Source organism: Methylobacterium sp. CM6241 (assembly GCF_054817845.1).
This window is the reverse complement of the sequence record NZ_CM139246.1, coordinates 1,924,139-1,941,247: the sequence shown is the minus strand read 5'-3', so window position 1 is coordinate 1,941,247 and position 17,109 is coordinate 1,924,139. Positions and strand designations below refer to the sequence as shown.

Annotated in this window: 16 protein-coding genes; 11 read left to right on the top strand and 5 right to left on the bottom strand. The window is 66.0% G+C overall.

Annotated elements, in window-relative coordinates:
* The first annotated feature begins 110 nt into the window (after positions 1-110).
* The 3 genes from ACYQR9_RS08990 to ACYQR9_RS08980 all read left to right on the top strand — a co-directional run bounded on the left by ACYQR9_RS08990 (position 111) and on the right by ACYQR9_RS08980 (position 4,447).
* A complete protein-coding gene (locus ACYQR9_RS08990; protein WP_056432278.1) occupies positions 111-2,018 on the top strand; it encodes a monovalent cation:proton antiporter-2 (CPA2) family protein in 1,908 nt (635 codons plus the stop codon).
* Positions 2,011-3,465, top strand: coding sequence for an MATE family efflux transporter (locus ACYQR9_RS08985; RefSeq protein WP_461229369.1), 1,455 nt, complete (start codon positions 2,011-2,013; stop codon positions 3,463-3,465). The genes ACYQR9_RS08990 and ACYQR9_RS08985 overlap by 8 nt, the downstream gene beginning before the upstream one ends.
* A gap of 118 nt (positions 3,466-3,583) precedes the next feature.
* Positions 3,584-4,447: a DUF937 domain-containing protein gene (locus ACYQR9_RS08980; RefSeq protein WP_461229368.1), complete on the top strand. Its 864-nt coding sequence runs from the start codon at positions 3,584-3,586 to the stop codon at positions 4,445-4,447.
* Between the two features lie 36 nt (positions 4,448-4,483).
* Here ACYQR9_RS08980 and ACYQR9_RS08975 read toward each other — a convergent pair whose 3' ends face one another.
* The 3 genes from ACYQR9_RS08975 to ACYQR9_RS08965 form a co-directional block, all read right to left on the bottom strand.
* Positions 4,484-4,735, bottom strand: coding sequence for a Flp family type IVb pilin (locus ACYQR9_RS08975; RefSeq protein WP_461229367.1), 252 nt, complete (start codon positions 4,733-4,735; stop codon positions 4,484-4,486).
* 340 nt (positions 4,736-5,075) lie between these two features.
* A complete protein-coding gene (locus ACYQR9_RS08970) occupies positions 5,076-5,321 on the bottom strand; it encodes a DUF3072 domain-containing protein (RefSeq protein ID WP_082469922.1) in 246 nt (81 codons plus the stop codon).
* A 252-nt stretch (positions 5,322-5,573) separates the two neighbouring features.
* Complete coding sequence (locus ACYQR9_RS08965; RefSeq protein WP_461229366.1) at positions 5,574-6,137, bottom strand: TetR/AcrR family transcriptional regulator; 564 nt, start codon at positions 6,135-6,137, stop codon at positions 5,574-5,576.
* Between the two features lie 104 nt (positions 6,138-6,241).
* Here ACYQR9_RS08965 and ACYQR9_RS08960 point away from each other — a divergent pair, with 104 nt between their 5' ends.
* Positions 6,242-6,934: a glutathione S-transferase family protein gene (locus ACYQR9_RS08960; RefSeq protein ID WP_461229365.1), complete on the top strand. Its 693-nt coding sequence runs from the start codon at positions 6,242-6,244 to the stop codon at positions 6,932-6,934.
* Positions 6,935-7,318: 384 nt separating this feature from the next.
* Here the strand turns inward: ACYQR9_RS08960 and ACYQR9_RS08955 are convergent, their stop codons facing one another.
* The gene (locus ACYQR9_RS08955; protein WP_056432499.1) at positions 7,319-8,206 is read right to left on the bottom strand and encodes a branched-chain amino acid aminotransferase; all 888 of its coding nucleotides are present in this window, start codon (positions 8,204-8,206) and stop codon (positions 7,319-7,321) included.
* A 204-nt stretch (positions 8,207-8,410) separates the two neighbouring features.
* Between ACYQR9_RS08955 and ACYQR9_RS08950 the strand changes: the two genes are divergently transcribed.
* The 7 genes from ACYQR9_RS08950 (at position 8,411) to ACYQR9_RS08920 (ending at position 16,588) form a co-directional block, all read left to right on the top strand.
* Complete coding sequence (locus tag ACYQR9_RS08950; protein WP_207413231.1) at positions 8,411-9,028, top strand: MarR family winged helix-turn-helix transcriptional regulator; 618 nt, start codon at positions 8,411-8,413, stop codon at positions 9,026-9,028.
* A gap of 1 nt (position 9,029) precedes the next feature.
* Positions 9,030-9,755, top strand: a complete 726-nt coding sequence (locus ACYQR9_RS08945; protein ID WP_056432261.1) for a response regulator — start codon at positions 9,030-9,032, stop codon at positions 9,753-9,755.
* Between the two features lie 12 nt (positions 9,756-9,767).
* Complete coding sequence (locus tag ACYQR9_RS08940) at positions 9,768-11,174, top strand: ATP-binding protein (protein WP_082469920.1); 1,407 nt, start codon at positions 9,768-9,770, stop codon at positions 11,172-11,174.
* 122 nt (positions 11,175-11,296) lie between these two features.
* Positions 11,297-11,488, top strand: coding sequence for a hypothetical protein (locus ACYQR9_RS08935; RefSeq protein ID WP_056254034.1), 192 nt, complete (start codon positions 11,297-11,299; stop codon positions 11,486-11,488).
* Positions 11,489-11,566: 78 nt separating this feature from the next.
* Positions 11,567-12,484, top strand: coding sequence for an extensin-like domain-containing protein (locus ACYQR9_RS08930; protein ID WP_461229364.1), 918 nt, complete (start codon positions 11,567-11,569; stop codon positions 12,482-12,484).
* A 97-nt stretch (positions 12,485-12,581) separates the two neighbouring features.
* Entirely contained in the window at positions 12,582-13,907 is a 1,326-nt protein-coding gene (locus tag ACYQR9_RS08925; protein WP_461229363.1) for a L,D-transpeptidase family protein, read from the top strand.
* Between the two features lie 239 nt (positions 13,908-14,146).
* Positions 14,147-16,588 carry an EAL domain-containing protein gene (locus ACYQR9_RS08920; protein WP_461229362.1) on the top strand — a complete coding sequence of 814 codons (2,442 nt, stop codon included), beginning with the start codon at positions 14,147-14,149 and terminating at the stop codon, positions 16,586-16,588.
* Positions 16,589-16,803: 215 nt separating this feature from the next.
* Here the strand turns inward: ACYQR9_RS08920 and ACYQR9_RS08915 are convergent, their stop codons facing one another.
* Entirely contained in the window at positions 16,804-17,028 is a 225-nt protein-coding gene (locus ACYQR9_RS08915) for a hypothetical protein (RefSeq protein ID WP_461229361.1), read from the bottom strand.
* Positions 17,029-17,109: the final 81 nt, after the last annotated feature.

Here is a 17,109-nt window from a genome sequence, read left to right as displayed (position 1 = left end):
CACCACATGCAGGCGTGGCGGGGGCGATGCCCCTGGTCTAAGAGGAGAGCACGGCGACGCGCTCGCGGCACCGGCCGCGGGCGACCCCACTCCTCATAGACCGGATCGACATGGCGAGCGCCTCCACCCATGTGAGCTTCCTGCCGCCGGTGCTGACCTTCCTGTCGGCGGCGGTGATCGGCGTGCCGATCTTCCGTCTCATCGGGCAGAGCGCGGTACTCGGATATCTCGTCGCCGGGGTCATCATCGGCCCCTTCGGCTTCTCGCTCATCGCCGAGCCGGAGACCGCCGCGAGCGTCGCGGAACTCGGCGTCGTCCTCCTTCTCTTCATCGTCGGGCTCGAACTCGAGATTTCCCGGCTGATTTCGATGCGTCGCGACATTTTCGGGCTCGGTGCGGCACAGCTGCTCCTCTGCACGATCCTGCTTGCCGGCGCCTGCGCCCTGTTCGGCCTCACCCTGGCCGCGAGCCTCGTCATCGGCGTCGCCCTCGCCCTGTCGGCCACCGCCGTCGCTCTACAGCTCTTGGAAGAGCGCGGCGATCTCGGAACGCCCTATGGCGGACGCGCCTTCGCGGTGCTGCTGTTCCAGGACATCTCCGTCGTGGCCATCCTCGCCCTGATGCCGCTCCTCGCCTCCAGCGGCGGCACCGGCAACGACGAGTGGCTGGGGCACGCGCTGGCCTCCACGGGAACCGTCGGGGCGGCGATCCTGGCCGTGGTGCTGGTGGGCCGCTACGGCCTCAATCCGTTCTTCAGCATGCTGGCGGCCAGCGGCGCGCGCGAGGTCATGACGGCGGCGGCCCTCCTCGTGGTCCTCGGCACCGCGATGCTGATGGAGCATGTCGGCCTGTCCATGGCGATGGGCGCCTTCCTCGCCGGCGTGCTTCTCGCGGAATCGAACTTCCGGCACCAGCTCGAAGCCGATATCGAGCCGTTCCGCGGCATGCTCCTCGGCCTGTTCTTCATGAGCGTGGGCATGTCCATCGACGGCGGCCTGCTGAAGAGCGCGTGGCCCGCCCTCCTCGGCGCGACGGCGGCCGCCATCCTGCTCAAGGTCGCCATCGTGGCCGGCCTGTTCCGCCTGTTCGGATCGCCCTGGCTCGATGCCGTGCGCGGCGCGGCGATCCTCGCGCCGGCGGGCGAGTTCGCCTTCGTGCTGCTTCCCGCCGGGTCCGAACTGGGGCTGATCGACCAATCCTCCACCCGGTTCGCCGTGGCGCTCGCCGCCCTGACCATGCTGGTCGGCCCCGTCGCCGCCAAGGCCCTCGACGGCTACCTGTCGCGCCACCGGCCGGACGCGGTGGAGCACGCGCCCGACCAGATCGAGAGCACCGAGGCCCGCGTCCTCGTGGTCGGGTTCGGCCGTTTCGGACAGATCCTGACCCAGGTGCTCCTCGCCGAGGGAATCAGCGTCACCGTCATCGACAAGGACGTGGAGCAGATCCGTTCCGCCTCGCGCTTCGGGTTCCGCATCTATTACGGCGACGGCACGCGCCTCGACGTGCTGCGCGCGGCCGGAATCGGCCGGGTCGAACTGCTCTGCATCTGTGTCGACGATCCCCAGGCGGCGCTGAAGATCGTCGATATCGTGCATGAGGAATTCACCGGAGTGCGCACCTATGTCCGCGCCTTCGACCGGATGCATTCCGTGGAGCTGATGAACCGCGACGTGGATTATCAGCTTCGCGAGACCGTAGAATCGGCCATCGCCTTCGGCCGCGCGACCCTGGAAGGGCTCGGCATCTCGGCCGAGGCCGCCGCCGCAACGGCGCAGGACGTGCGCAAGCGCGACGTGGCGCGCCTCGTCCTGCAGCAGGCCGGCGCCCTTCCGGAGGAAACGCGCTATATCGGCGGCAGCCCCGAGATCAAACCCGAACCCTTGACCCGTCCGCAGCGCCCGTCGCGCGCCCTCAGCGCCGAGACCAGAGATATTATCGGCCTGGAACAGCGCGAAGCCGCGACCCGCACGTTGCAAGTCCAGGATTCCCCATTGCAGGACACGCCAGCGGATGCCTGAAACGAGCGCGGCGGCGGTGAAACCCGCCGCCCGACGGGAGACGGGCCGTTTCGTCACGGGATCGATCCTGCGGCACGTCGTGGTGATGAGCGGGACGGGCTCGATCGGGCTGATGGCGATCTTCGTCGTCGACCTGCTCTCGCTGATCTACGTCTCGAAACTCGGCGACCCGACGCTCACGGCGGCGGTGGGCTTCGCCACCATCGTCCAGTTCTTCGCCATCGCCATCAATATCGGCCTGATGATCGCCGCCGGGGCCCTGGTCTCACGGGCCATCGGCGCGGGCGACGAAGCGGGCGCGCGGCGGCTGGCCACCTCCGCCTCGATCCACGGCATCATCGTCTCGGGCATCCTCGTCCTCGCGATGCTGCCCTTCCTGCCGACCATCCTGTCCTGGATCGGCGCCGACGCCGAGACGCTGCCCGTCGCCGAGCGCTTCCTCTGGATCGCCCTGCCCTCGAACCTGCTCATGGGGCCGGGCATGATGTTCTCGGGCCTGCTTCGCGCCGTCGGGGCGGCGCGCCAGGCGATGTACGTGACGCTGGGCGGCGCCATCGTCACCGCCGGTCTCGATCCGCTCCTCATCTTCACGGCGGGGCTGGGGATCGACGGAGCCGCCATCACCACATGCGTGGCGCGGTTGACCTTCGCCCTCGTCGGCCTGTGGGGCGTGCGCCAGCACCGGATGCTCGCCACGCCGAGCGTCGCGGATGTGATCTCGGACGCGCCCATCGTCTTCAGGATCGCCCTGCCCGCCGTGCTCACCAATCTCGCCCCCTCGGTGGCGAGCGCCTTCATCGCCCATGCGCTGGCCAAGTTCGGCGCCGTGGCGGTGGCCGGCAACGTGGTGATCGACCGGCTGACGCCGGTGGCATTCGGCGGCCTCTTCGCCATGTCCGGCTCCATCGGGCCGATCCTCGGCCAGAACTGGGGAGCGGGGCGGTTCGACCGGATGCGCGGCGTGCTGAGGAACGGCGCGCTGGTGACGGCGGTCTATGTCGTGGTGGTCTGGGCCGCCCTGATCGCCTTTCGCGGGCCGTTGACGGGCCTGTTCGAACTCACCGGCACCGCCGCCGACCTGTTCGTCTTCTTCTGCCTCGTGAGCGGAGGCGTGTGGTTCTTCACCGGGCTACTGTTCCTCGCCAACGCCTCGTTCAACAATCTCGGCTTTCCTTTCCTGTCGACCTTCCTCAATTGGGGCCGTGCCACCATCGGAACCGTGCCCCCGGCGCTTCTCGGAGGCTATCTCTATGGCCCCGAGGGCATCATCGCCGGGGTGGGGTTCGGCTCCGTCGCCTTCGGGGCGATCGGCATCGCCCTCGCCTTCAGGACGGTGACGCAGCTCGAGCAACAGGCCGGTTTCGCGCGCGAATTGGCCTCGAAGGCCGATGCGGATGCCTCCGGGGGCGATATTCCGGCCCCGGAGAGGCCGAACGCACTGGTTTAGAGCCGGGACGGGCATGATCTCGGGCTGGTAAGTACGACTGGGATGCGACAGAGTTCGCGTCTCGACAGCAGGCCGAAGCAATTCGGCCTGGCCGCGATGGGATCAAGAGGCTGCCGCCATGTTCAACCTGTTCGATCTCTTGCAGGCGCAGGGCGGCATGGACCCCAATGGTTTCATGGGCGCCAACGGTTTCGGCCAGCAATTCGGATTGTCGCCGGATCAGACCCGTCGGGCCATGGAAGCGCTGATGCCGGCCCTGACGCTCGGCCTCCAGCGCAACGCCGCCGCCGATCCCACCGGCTTCACCCAGATGTTCAGCTTCATGGACCCGGCCGCGCTCACCGCCCCGCAGGCCAAGCCGCAGATGGATGCCATGATGCGCCAGCTCTTCGGCTCGCAGCATCTGAGCCAGGCCGTCCTGCAACAGGCAGCTGCGGTGAGCGGCGTGGCGACGCCCGCCCTTCGGCAGATGCTGCCGCTCATGGCCGGCATGGTCGTGGCGGGGATCGTCCACGTGATGATGAATCCAGGGCAGCCTGCTCCCCAGCCCGCGCCTCCCCCGCCCTCGCCCTTCGGCATCCCGACCCATCCCTATTGGACCGAGATAATGAACGGCTTCATGAAAGCGGGCGGCGCGATGCTGTCTCCGCCGATGCAGGCCGCCGCCCCTGCTCGTACCGCCACGGCACAGAAGAGCCTGCCGCCCGCACGCCTGTTCCCGGCGGCCCGACCGGCACAGGATTCCACCTCTGCACCAGAATCACGGCAAGCTTCGGCCGACGCGCCGCAAAGTCCGGCGCTGAACCCGTTCGATCTGTTGCAGCAGATGTTCCAGTCCGGGTTGGAGGTTCAGCAGGAAAACGCCAGGACGATGCAGAGCCTGTTCGACAGCCTGTGGCGTGACGGCATGGCGTCCATGGGCCCGTCGAAAGCCAACAACCCCAACCCGACGCCGAACCAGCCCGGCCAGACGCGGCGCTGAAGCCGGCCCGGCATAGGACGCGCGGGTCAGGAGACCTCAGGTACTCCGAGCGACGGCTTGGCCGATGAACTCGTAAAGCTCGTGGACCCGATCGGCGTAATTACGGAGCGCCGCGACAATCACCAAGAAGATCAAGCCGGCAACCAGCGTATATTCGATCGCGGACGTCCCGCTTGTATCTAGAGCGAACCGCAAAGCGATCCGTGTGAAACGGGACGAAGGGCCATCCGAGGACGAGATCGGCTTGGCGACCGTAGTTGTCACATCGTTTTTTTCAGAAATCGTCATCGAGCGAGGCGATCCCTGAAGAAGCAGCGCCCAGCTTCCTACGCAGGAAATCATTGCCGATGGTTTAAACAAATACCAGCGAAACGCCGTCGGACTTCCAATGGGTACGTGCCCCCCCGCCACCGCGAGCAGGGGCTCGACATCCGGTTCGATGTCCCACGATCCGGCAGCGACGGCCCAGCGCTTTCACCGCTCACATCGTCATTCCGCGTCACCGGGTTGCCCGGCCCCGAAGGGCCGAGCCCAAGGCGCGCTAGACATCACTATCCAGGACGAGACGGATCGGGTCTCGCCCTATCGAAAACGAGTGCCGCAAGCCCGCGACCGGGGCTGCCGACCATCAAGCTTTTCCGGATTCCTTGCGCAGCGCGTCGATCCGTTTCGAGGCCTCGGCCTTGTCCAGATCCGGCTCGAACGAGTCGGGTGATTTCGCCTCCTCCGACAAGGTCTTGAGATAGGAAGCCTGCGCGCCGGTCATCGGCTCGTCGCCCGTGGTCCACTCGCTCGGATCCTTGATCCGGTTCGATGCATCGCCGCCCGCCGTCTTCGGGTTCTCGTTTTCGTCCGTCGCCTGCTTCTTCGTCATCGCTCGACCTCGTTCATGAATTGTTCTCTCCATAACGAGGCGGTCGTCGATGAGTTCCGAACCCTGACCATCCCCGGGATGCGGGGTGTAAGCCTCACTTCGCCACGATCCTTCGTTCCGGCAACCGGCGGCCATATCGTTGGTGCCCCGCTAGAGCTGCGCCCGACCACGTTGGGTCGGGACACATCTCCAGGCCTTTGTTTTGCCGCGCTCTTTTTCGCCGAACCGGGATCCACTTCGGCGGAGAGCGCTCTAGCCCGGCAGAAGTCCCGCCTGACGGTAGGTGTCGATCGCCGCATCGTAGGCGGAGAGATCCGACCGGCTTCTCGCCAGAAGTTGCGCGCCGGCGATGGCTGCGAAGATGGCCCAGGCTCTCGACGTGGCGGTCTCGGCGGTGACCGGGGATGCGGCGGTCAGCTGTCTGCCGATCCAGGCCACGTTCACCTCGGCGAAAGCTCGCACCTCCGCCTTCACGTCGTCCGGCAGGTCGTCGTGCTCGGCGGCCATCATGCTGCCGAGGCACATTCGGTTGTCGTTCTGGAGCGCCGTGCGGAACGTGTCGGGGTAGCGCCGCAGACAGGCGACCGGATCCGGACATGCGTCCGATAGGGCCTCCAGGGCAGCGAACGCATCTTCCCGGTAGCGACGTGCAACCGCCGTCCCCAGGGCAGCCTTGCCGGGGAAATAATAGTGGATGCTCGCCGCCTTGATTCCCACCTCCTCCGCGAGATCGCGGAAGTTCAGGCCGCCATAGCCGCGTGCCTGCGCGGTCAGCCTTGCGGCGTTCAGGATCAGTTCCCGGGTGCTCTCGCTCATCCTCCGCTTCTACACCTGCATTCTATCGATTGGCAGGTAGACGTTGACGTGTCGTCATCGACCTGCATGGTATATCTACCAACTGGCAGATAGAGAGTGTGCCGATGAAAATCTACGACCGGGAGGCGGGTCCCCACCCCGCACGAATCCGCATCGTTCTCGCCGAGAAGGGGCTGGAGGAAAGGGTCGAGTTCGTCAGTATCGACCTCATCGCCGCCGAGCAGAAGCAGCCTGGTTTCCTGGCGATGAACCCGATCGGGAAGGTCCCGGTCCTCGAACTCGATGACGGAACGATCGTCACCGAATCCACGGCGATCACGGAATATCTCGACAACCTGGACGGCCATCCGACCCTCACGGGTACGACACCGCGTGACAAAGGCGTCATCCATATGATGCAGCGGCGCGCCGAGATGATGCTGATCGATGCCGTCGACGATTATTTCCATTACGGCACCCCCGGCCTCGGCGGCGCGCTGCGGCCATGGCGGATGCCGGATTGGAGCGGGGCCAAAGAATGGGGGCAGCGGCGCGGCGCCTATGCCGTCGCCAACATGCCCTATTTCAACGATCTGCTGGCGAAGCAGCCCTTTCTCGCCGGAGAGGGCTTCTCGATGCCGGACATCACCTTGTTCGCCGGGCTGATGTTCGCCGAGATCGTCGGCCTGCCGATCGCCCCGGAACTCACCGCCCTTCACGACTGGCGCGGCAAGGTCGCCAATCGTCCGGCCGTGAAGAACCGCAGCGGACAGGTCCCGCGTCCGGAAGACCTGGCGCGATACGGCGACGCGGCTTAGGGCCTATTCGGGCTGTTTTTCCAGGGCTTCGCCTCATCCTGCTGAGGTGCCGCGTATCGGCCTCGCAGGAGCCTTCCAGGGATCGGGCGACCACTGGAGGCCTCCTTCGAGGCCCGCTGACGCGGGCACCTCAGGATGAGGAAATCTGCTTGGATGTTCGATTTCGGTTAGGATCGTCCGCTGGAAAATCCGAGCAGACAGGTGTCTGGGAGCCGCAGGCTTCCAGACACCTGGACCGTCCATTGCGTCCGCTTGCGTGATGGACGGCGAGCCTCGTCACGAAGGACCAGCTCGATGTGAATCCCCGGTGAGCGAGGGCAAGGCGTCGTTCACGCCTCGTCCCCGCAAGCGCCCACGACGTGGCCGCGCGAAGAGCGGTCCGAACTACGCCGCCACCGCCTTCGGCTGAACCTCGGCGGTGTAATCGTCCATGAGCGTCTTGGTCATGGCGGCCGGCGTGAAGCGGTAGGGACCGATTTCGGAGACCGGTGTCACTTCGGCAGCCGAGCCGGTGATGAAGCACTCGGAGAAGCCCTCCATCTCCTCGGGCTTGATCCGCCGTTCGATCACCTCGAAGCCACGCCGGTGGGCGAGGTCGATGACGGTCTGGCGGGTGATGCCGTTGAGGAAGCGGTCGGCGAGCGGGGTGTGGACCACGCCGTCCTTGATGAAGAAGATGTTCGCACCGGTGCATTCGGCGACGTAATCCTCCCAATCGAGCATCAGGGCGTCGGCATAGCCCTTGTTCTCGGCCCGGTGCTTCGAGATCGTGCAGATCATGTAGAGGCCCGCCGCCTTCGAGGCGGAGGGAATGGTCCGCGGATCGGGCCGGCGATAATCGGCCATGTCGAGGCGGATGCCCTTCATCTTAGTCTCGGGATCGAAATAGCTCGGCCATTCCCAGGCGGCGACCGCGAGATGGATGGTGTTGTTCTGGGCCGAGACGCCCATCATCTCCGAACCGCGCCAAGCGACGGGACGCAGATAGGCGTCGGTGAGGCCGCTGGTCTTGAGCACGAGTTCCTTGGCCGCTTCGATCTCGGCGACGCCGTAGGGAATCGTGAAATCGAGGTACTGGGCCGAGCGGAGCAGGCGCTCGGCATGCTCGTGGCTCTTGAAGATCCGTCCGCCATAGGCGCGCTCGCCCTCGAACACCGCCGAGCCGTAATGCAGGCCATGGCTGAGCACGTGGATCTTGGCCTCGCGCCACGGCACCAGCACGCCATCGAACCAGATGGTGCCCTCGCGTTCGTCGAACGGGATCACGGACATGACGAATTCCTTGAAACCGCGGGCTCGCATCGGGGCGCCTGCGGGGTCGATCGATCGGGTTGGCGCGATGGCCAGGCAATGCCCCGCGCAGTATCCGCGGGGACGGAGGTCCGCAAGACGGCCGTTACGGCGAGCCGGCCCCGGGGAGGCTTGACGGGTATCAACGCCCCTGAGATATGTCAACAACACTGACGTATATTGAGGATGTCGCCGGACGTGACGCGCCAATCGACCCTGGCAACGAGCCCGCCCCCCATACCCCCGTCCGGGGAGGATGACGGGCTAGCGGATTCAGGTCTCGCGCCCGAAGGCGTGCGCGTATCCGACAACGGCATCACCAACGATCTCGTCGAACTGCTCTTCTTCGCCTACCGCGACTTCGTCGGCGACCCGGACCGGATGCTGGCCGAATACGGGTTCGGGCGGGCGCATCACCGGGTGCTCCATTTCGTCTACCACTATCCCGGCCTGACCATCGCCGAACTCCTCGACATCCTGCGGATCACGAAGCAGAGTCTGAACCGGGTTCTCAAGGATTTGATCGAACAGGGTCACATCGTGCAGAAGACCGGCCGGAGCGACCGCCGGCAGCGTCTGCTCTATTGTTCGGAGACGGGCGCCACCCTCACGGCCGAGCTGACGCGGGTGCAGGTACGGCGGGTCGCCCGCGCCATCGCGGACCCCGTGGGGGATGGTCCGAAGGACGCCCGGGACAAGAGCGGATTTGCAGCGGCACAGGGGTTTCTCATGGCGATGATCGAACCCGAAGAGCGCGCGGCGGTGACGAGCCTGATGGCGCGGCGCGCCCGGAGCCGTCGCTGACATGGCATCACCGGAACTGAAGGTCCGCGCCGAGCTTCCCGACCACGCGCCGCATATCCTCGTGGTCGACGACGACCGGCGGGTACGTGAATTGCTGTCGCGCTATCTCTACGAGCAGGGCTTCCGCGTCACCTCCGCCGGCAATGTCGAGGAGGCCCGGCAGCGGGCACAGAGCTTCGTCTTCGACGCCCTCGTCCTCGATGTGATGATGCCGGGCGAGAACGGTTTCGATTACGCCCGGCAGGTGCGCGAGACCTCGCGGGTGCCGATCCTGATGCTCACGGCCCGTTCCAACCCCAACGACCGGGTGATGGGACTCGAGATCGGGGCGGACGATTACCTGCCCAAGCCCTTCGAGCCGCGCGAGCTGATCCTGCGCCTCAACAACATCATCAAGCGCCGGCCGGACGGCGCGCCGCCATCGGACCGCACCATCGCCACGGTGACGTTCGGGCCGTTCTCCTACCGGATCGACCGGGGCGAACTGCGCCGCGACGAGGAGACCATCCGCATCACCGAGCGCGAACGCGAGATCCTAACGATCCTGGCCGAGGCCAAGGGCGGCAATGTCGACCGCGACGTGCTGGCCGGGAATGGCGGGCTCGCCGCCGAGCGCACCATCGACGTGCAGATCAACCGCCTGCGCCGCAAGACCGAGGTCGATCCGGGCAATCCCCTCTTCCTCCAGACGGTCCGCGGCATCGGCTACCGCCTCGCGATCGATTAGACAGGACCCGCCATGGCCCTCGCCGGCCTGAACCTGTCGCGGATCAGAACCAGCACCGCCGCCGCCTGGCGCGCGAGACCGCATCCCCGCCGGATGTGGAAGAGGCTCGCGCGCGCCATCGGCAACGCCCTGCCGAAGGGGCTCTACGCCCGCTCGCTCATCATCATCATCGCGCCGGTGGTGCTGCTGCAATCGGTCATCGCCTACACCTTCATGGAGCGGCACTGGCAGCTCGTGACCCGCCGCCTCTCGGCCGCCGTGACGGCCGACGTGGCGGCGATGATCGACGTCTATGAGAGCTACCCCCAGGACAAGGACGCCGACACCCTCACCCGCATCGCCGGCACGCGGCTGAACCTCGACCTCGACATCCTGAAAGGGGCGAAGCTCCCCCTGCCGGGGCCGCGCCCGTTCTTCTCCATCCTCGACGAGACGCTCTCGGAGGAACTCGCCAAGCAGATCGGCCGGCCGTTCTGGATCGACACGGTGGGCCGGTCCAGCCTCATCGAGATCCGCGTCGAGATCCCGGACGGGGTGCTGCGGGTGACCGCGCGGCGGAGCATGGCCTACGCCTCGAACTCGCACATCTTCCTGCTCTGGATGAGCGGTTCGTCCCTGGTCCTGCTCGGCGTGGCGATCCTGTTCCTGCGCAACCAGATCAAGCCGATCCTGCGGCTGGCCGACGTGGCGGAAAGTTTCGGCAAGGGCCGCGAGATCGAGTTCCGGCCGCGCGGCGCCCGCGAGGTGCGCCAGGCAGGCCACGCCTTCATCGAGATGAAGCGGCGCATCGAGCGGGCGATGGAACAGCGCACGACCATGCTCAACGGCGTCAGCCACGACCTTCGCACCATCATCACGCGGTTCAAGTTGTCGCTCGCCCTGGTGGAGCAGACTTCGGAGGTGGAAGACCTCCAGCGCGACGTCGACGAGATGAGCCGGATGCTGGAGGCCTACCTCGCCTTCGCGCGCGGCGATTCCGGCGAGGCCGCCGTGTCCACCGACATGCGGGCGATGCTGGACGACCTGCGCACCGACGTGGAACGCCTCGGCGCCCATGTGGCCGAGGTGGAGTTCGACGGCCGCGCCATGGTGACGCTGCGGCCGGACGCGTTCCGCCGCTGCCTGTTCAATCTCGCCGCCAACGCCGCCCGCTACGGCGAGACGGTGGCGATCCGGGGCCGCACGGAGGCACGCTCCTTCGTCGTCTCCATCGACGATGACGGCCCCGGCATCCCTCCCGAGAGCCGCGAAGAGGTGTTCAAGCCCTTCGTCCGCCTCGACGATGCGCGCCAGGATGCCGGCGGGTCGGGCCTCGGCCTCGCCATCGCCCGTGACATCGCCCGCGCCCATGGCGGCGACGTCGCCCTTCACGACAGTCCGCTGGGGGGATTGCGGGCCACCGTCCGCATCCCGGCGTGATGGTGGAGCGCCTGTGAATTTTGTTGCGTTCGGGGTGTCCCCTCGGGCGCAGTCCAATGCTATGACCGGTGCCGCTTTCAAGAGAAGGGCCGAACCCCGGTCCCGATACACGCGAGTACGCCATGAACCCGCTGGGTCCCGTCCTGATCGTCCTGCTCCTCCCGATCTCCGCCATCGGCCTCCTGCTCTACACCGATACCGGGATCGAGCCGGCGCTGTTCTCCGCCACGGTGAAGACCTTCGTCGCCCTGTTCGCCATCGCCGGGATCCTGTCCTACGGCGCGAGCCGGCTCGCCGCCCGCTCGGAAGGCTGAGGACCGCGTCTCCGGACCGGCCCCATGGCGGGGCCGGTTCTGCGCTGACGCAACGGTGACGATGGGATCGAGGACGACATGAAGGCCGCCCTCGCTCGAATTCCCCTGCCCGCCCGGCCATGGACGGCACTCGCCCTCTGCCTCGCGGCGGGCCTCGCTGCGCTATCCCCACTGGCCCTGGCCGCCGAGGAAAAGTCGGCTTCTCCGCCCGCGTCGATGCCGGAGCCGCCGGTTCGGCCCGCCGAGCTGAAGCCCGAGCCCGCGCCGACACCCGCGACGGTCCCGCCCCTGCCGGACGCTCCGACCCCACCCGAACGCCCGGCCGAACTCACGCCCCCTGCCCCGGCCGCCCCGGAGACGGGCCCGGCCTCGGAAATGCCGGCGCCGCCACCGCGCCCGGCCGAACTCTCGACGCCGCCGGCCTCCACGCCCGCCCTGACGCTGACGGTCGCCCCCCTCGACGATACCGCCTGTCGCAAGCGGCTCGAACGGCTGGGGGCGGTCTTCGAGGCGCTGCCGCCGATCTCGAACGGCCAATGCGGCGCGGAGAAGCCGTTGAAGCTCAGCCGTCTGTCCGGCGAGGTGACGCTCACCCCGCCCGCGACCCTGGTCTGCAACACCGCCGAAGCCCTGGCGCGCTGGACCACGGAGGCCCAGGAAGCCTCGGAGCGCATCCTGAAGGCTCCGCTTCGGAGCCTCTCCATCGGCACGTCCTACGAGTGTCGCGGCCAGAACCACGATCCCGACGCCAAGCTCAGCGAGCACAGCTTCGCCAACGGCGTGGACATCATGGGCTACGGCTTCGAAGGACGGGCACCGATCCAGGTGGGCGCCGGCCTCGACGGTGCGCCGGAGGCGACGTTCCAGGCCGCGACCCGGGCCAAGGCCTGCGCCTTCTTCCGCACCGTGCTCGGGCCGGGGTCGGATGCCTCCCACGGCAACCACCTCCATCTCGACGAACGCGAGAGGAATGCGGGACATCGCCTCTGCCAATAAGACTTGGTCTCTGCCAGTAGCAGCGGTGGAACGCCGAGGGGTCGGACCGGCTTGAAGGAACGAAGCTGTCGATCCCTAGGCGAAAGTTGATCTCCCGATGCCCCATCTGCCCCTGCCGAGCGCCGTCGCGCTCATGGCTCTTGTCTGCCTCGCGGCTCCGAACGCGGCAGTGGCGAAGCCGGCGGGAAACACATCCTCGGAGGCCAGCAAGGCGAGCTCCGACAAGGAGGCTCCCGGCGAGGCCCTGACCGCCGAGGCGATCAACGGCGCGACCTTCTCGGCGCCAGAGACGCCCGAGGGTGGCGGCAAGAAGGAGAGCAAGAAAGCGCGGGCGAAGGGCAAGGACAAGCGTCCTCAGCCGCTGCTGGTGAAAGTCCAGGTGCTGCTCGACCGGGCGCATTTCTCCCCCGGCGCCATCGACGGGCGGGACGGCGAGAACATGCGCAACGCCCTGTCGGCCTTCGCCGTGGCCCAGGGGCTGCCTGCGAGCCAGACCCTGAACCAGGAGCTCTTCGACAAGCTGGCCGCCTCCAGCGCCGACCCGGTGGTGGCCACCTACACGATCACCGACACCGACGCCTCGGGCCCCTTCGCGGAAAAGATCCCCGCCAAGATGGAAGAGCAGGCCGATCTCGAGGCGATGAGCTACACCAATCCGCGCGAGATGCTGGCCGAGCGATTCCACATGTCGCGCGACCTCCTCAGCGCCCTGAACCCCGACGCCGCCTTCGACAGGTCCGGCACCGGCATCGTCGTGGCAGCGGTCCCTCCGCTCGAAACCGGCAAGCCGGCGAAGGACGAGGCGAAGTCCAAGAGCAAGTCCAGCGGCAAATCGGAAGACAAGGCCCGCGACGCATCGGACGGCAAATCCGCGGACAAGCCGGCGGCGGACAAAGGCACGGACACGTCGAAGAAGGACGATGCGCCCAAGAGCGACGATACCTCCAAGAAAGATGATGCCCCAAAGAAGGATGACGCCCCGAAGAAGGATGACGCCCCGAAGAAGGACATCGTGCGGGTCGAGGTCGACAAGGTCACCAGGCATGTCCGAGGCTTCGGCGAGGACGGCACCTTGCGGGCCTATTACCCCGCCTCCATCGGCAGCGCCGAGAAGCCGGCCCCCTCAGGCGAGACCAAGGTGAAGGGCGTCGCCTTCGCGCCGGTCTACACCTACAACCCGAAATACGCCTTCAAGGGCGTGAAGACGAACAAGACCTTCTCGATCCGCCCCGGCCCGAACAACCCGGTCGGCATCGTCTGGATCGACCTGTCGATCCCGTCCTACGGCATCCACGGCACGCCAGAGCCGGAGAAGGTCGGCAAGACCGAATCCCACGGCTGCATCCGCCTGACCAACTGGGACGCCCGCGACCTCGCCACCCGCATCGAGCGCGGCGCGAAGGTGGTGTTCAAGGACGAGTGAGGTGACTTGGGCGTAGAGTTGGGACGTGCGCAGTTCGAACGGACGAGGGGCAGGCTCCGACCCGAGCAGCTCGTGAGTAACTCGGCTCTCAGGCCACCGGGCGGGATAGAGAGCACGACCGGAGGAACGGAGGTCCACTGTATAGCTCTGATTTCAATCGTATTCATCGAGAAATAGTTTAAATTTATTAAGGCTCTTGACGGCAGCGTGGTCGACATAAAACCACAGGGTATTCGTCAATGTACCGCGCCCTTCTCTGCCTAAGCGCGCAGCACGACGCCTGGGTCTTGCCCCTTGCTGCTATCGTATGCTGGGTATCGAGCCATACCGCGCTGCGGCTTGCCCGCCAGTCAACTAAGAGCCGTGGTCTGGAACCTTTGGCGTGGCTGTTGGCGGCGGGTTTCTCAGCTGGAGCCGGGGTCTGGAGTACGCATTTCATCGGTATGCTCGGTTATGACCCGGGACTCGTCGTCAGCTACAATACGCGCTTGACGCTGCTATCCTTGATGGCAGCCATACTGGCGTCGGTGGTCGCACTGGCGTTCGGACGTTGGGCCACCAATTCAGCCATGGCGGCGGGCGCTGGGATCGTTCTCGGGCTGGGCGTGGCGGCCATGCATTTTATCGGCATGGCGAGCATCCAGCTTCCTGGAGCTTTTGCCTGGGATCGAACGCTCGTCTTCGCCTCGGTGCTGATCGGTTGTAGCTTTTCAGCCGCCGCATTCGTCGCTTTCAGGCATCGGGGGCTGAAATACCCGAACGGTGTCGCCGCGACGCTTCTGACCGTCGCGATCGCGGGATTGCACTTCACCGCCATGGGCGCGGTGCAGATCACCCCTGACGGAGCGGAACCTGCTTCGGTGTCTGGGCTGCCACGTCTCGCCCTCGCCTCCGGCATCGCTGCGGTCATGCTTGCGATCCTGGGCTTTGCCGCGCTCGCCCTGTTCGCCGACCGCATGCGCCGCGCCAATCGCGCCTTGCGGACCAGTGAGACCGCTTTGCGGATCAGCGAAGAGCGTCTTGCGCTCGCCCTCGATAGCGGCAGCGACGGCCTTTGGGACTGGGATGTCGCGACAGGAAAGGTCTGGTTCTCAGACCGCTCGCAGACAATGCTCGGCTACGAGCCGGGCGAGATCGAGGGTCATGTGCGGTCCTTGATACGACTTACGCACCCTGACGACATCGAGCAGTCTCGAAGGCAGCTGGCCGACCACATAGAGGGGAAGACGAAGATCTACGAATGCGAGCAACGCGTCCGCAACAAAAGCGGTGCCTACACGTGGGTCCTGTCGCGCGGCAAGATCGTCGCGCGTGATGCCACGGGGGCTCCACTCCGCATCGTCGGCACACAGATCGACATCGCGGCGCGCAAACAGGCGGAGCAGCAGATCGAGTATCTGGCGTTGTACGATGCGCTCACCGGATTGCCCAACCGCACCCTATTTTGGGATCGCCTCGACCGTGAAATGGTGAGCGCGGAACGACGCGGACACTTTTTCGCGGTGCTCGCCTGCGATCTCGATCGTTTCAAATCCGTGAACGACAGCATGGGACACCCGGCGGGCGACACCCTTCTGCGCAAGGTCGCTGAACGGCTTACCGCGGCGATCCGTGAGGGAGACACTGTCGCTCGGCTCGGCGGCGACGAGTTTGCGATCGTTCTCAGAGGACTCGACCATCCGCAGAATTCCAGCACTACAGCGCAGCAGGTCATCGACGCCGTGAAGCTGCCTTTCGATATCGAGGGCCGCGCAGTCAGTGTCGGGATCAGTATTGGCATCGCGCTGGGGCCGCAGGATGGCTGCAATCCGGACCAGTTGTTCAAGAATGCCGATATCGCGCTCTACCGCGCCAAGGCCGTAGGTCGGAGCACTTACCGCTACTACGAGCCCGAGATGGATGCGGCGATAGCCGAACGCAATGCGCTCGAACTAGACCTTCGCGAAGCCGTTCGGCTGGGTGAGTTCGAGTTGTACTACCAGCCGATCATCCGCCTCGAGAACGATATGTTGAGCGGCTTCGAGGCGCTCATGCGTTGGAGAAGTCCTTCGCGGGGCCTCGTCTCGCCCGGAGACTTCATTCCACTGGCCGAAGAAATCGGCTTGGTCGTGCAGCTCGGCGCCTGGGCCCTGAAGGAAGCATGCTGCGAAGCGGCGAGATGGCCCGGCGACCTCAAGGTCGCGGTGAACGCCTCAACCGTGCAATTCGCCGAACTTGGTTTGGAGCATGCTGTTGTGACGGCGCTGGCGGCGTCAGGTCTGCCGCCGCAACGTCTCGAGCTCGAAATCACCGAGAGCGTGCTGATGAGCGACACGGAAAGCGCAATCCGTTGCCTGCATCGGCTGCGTGAGCTTGGAGTACACATAGCCCTCGATGATTTCGGCACCGGCTTTTCGTCCTTGAGTTATCTGCGGCGATTCCCATTCGACAAGATCAAGATCGACCGTTCCTTCATCCACGAAATCGGCAATGCCGATACGGCCGCGATCGTGCGCGCCATCGTCGGCCTCGCTGAACGGCTGGGCGCGAGCATCACCGCCGAGGGTGTCGAGGACGAAATGCAGCTTGCCCACGCACGTCGAGAGGGTTTCACAGAGGCACAAGGCTACTTGCTGAGCAAACCACTTTCAGCACGCGATGCTCTTCAATACGCCCGTGCTTCGAAAGATCTTGTGGCCTGATACCGCGTTTTCTTGTTCCACGCCGGCTACGAAGAACTGATGTTTTCGGGCAGGCGACCTTCAGCATCAACGGCAACGTTTGCTTCGGGACGCAAGGCCAGGACCCTACCGCTACGGTCCGGCAACGGTACCGGCTTCCAACGTCCGGCGATCTGAGCCGTTGGCGTGCCGATATGGCCGAGGTAGCCAAGATAGATTGAGTGGCAATGGCATGTCTACGATTTGTGCCGCCGCTCGATATCCTCGTTCAGCATCGGACCGACGAGGTGATCTCCGAGGCGAGCACCACTGGCGAGAGTTGTCGGGGAGCCCCGCTCCCCCTCGGGCTTCTCCTTGCCAACAACTTCGAGCGGTCCATGCAAGACGGCAATCCGCCCCGGACCGTCGCGCACGCAGGCATTGAGGCGGCCCGTGAGCGCATCGGGTCCAACCTTTGGCACGGTGACCAATCCGGTCGGCGTGCCATCCTCGGCTGCCCTTCACTCCGTCGGCTTTATCGCGTTTCGCCCTCGGCAGCCTCG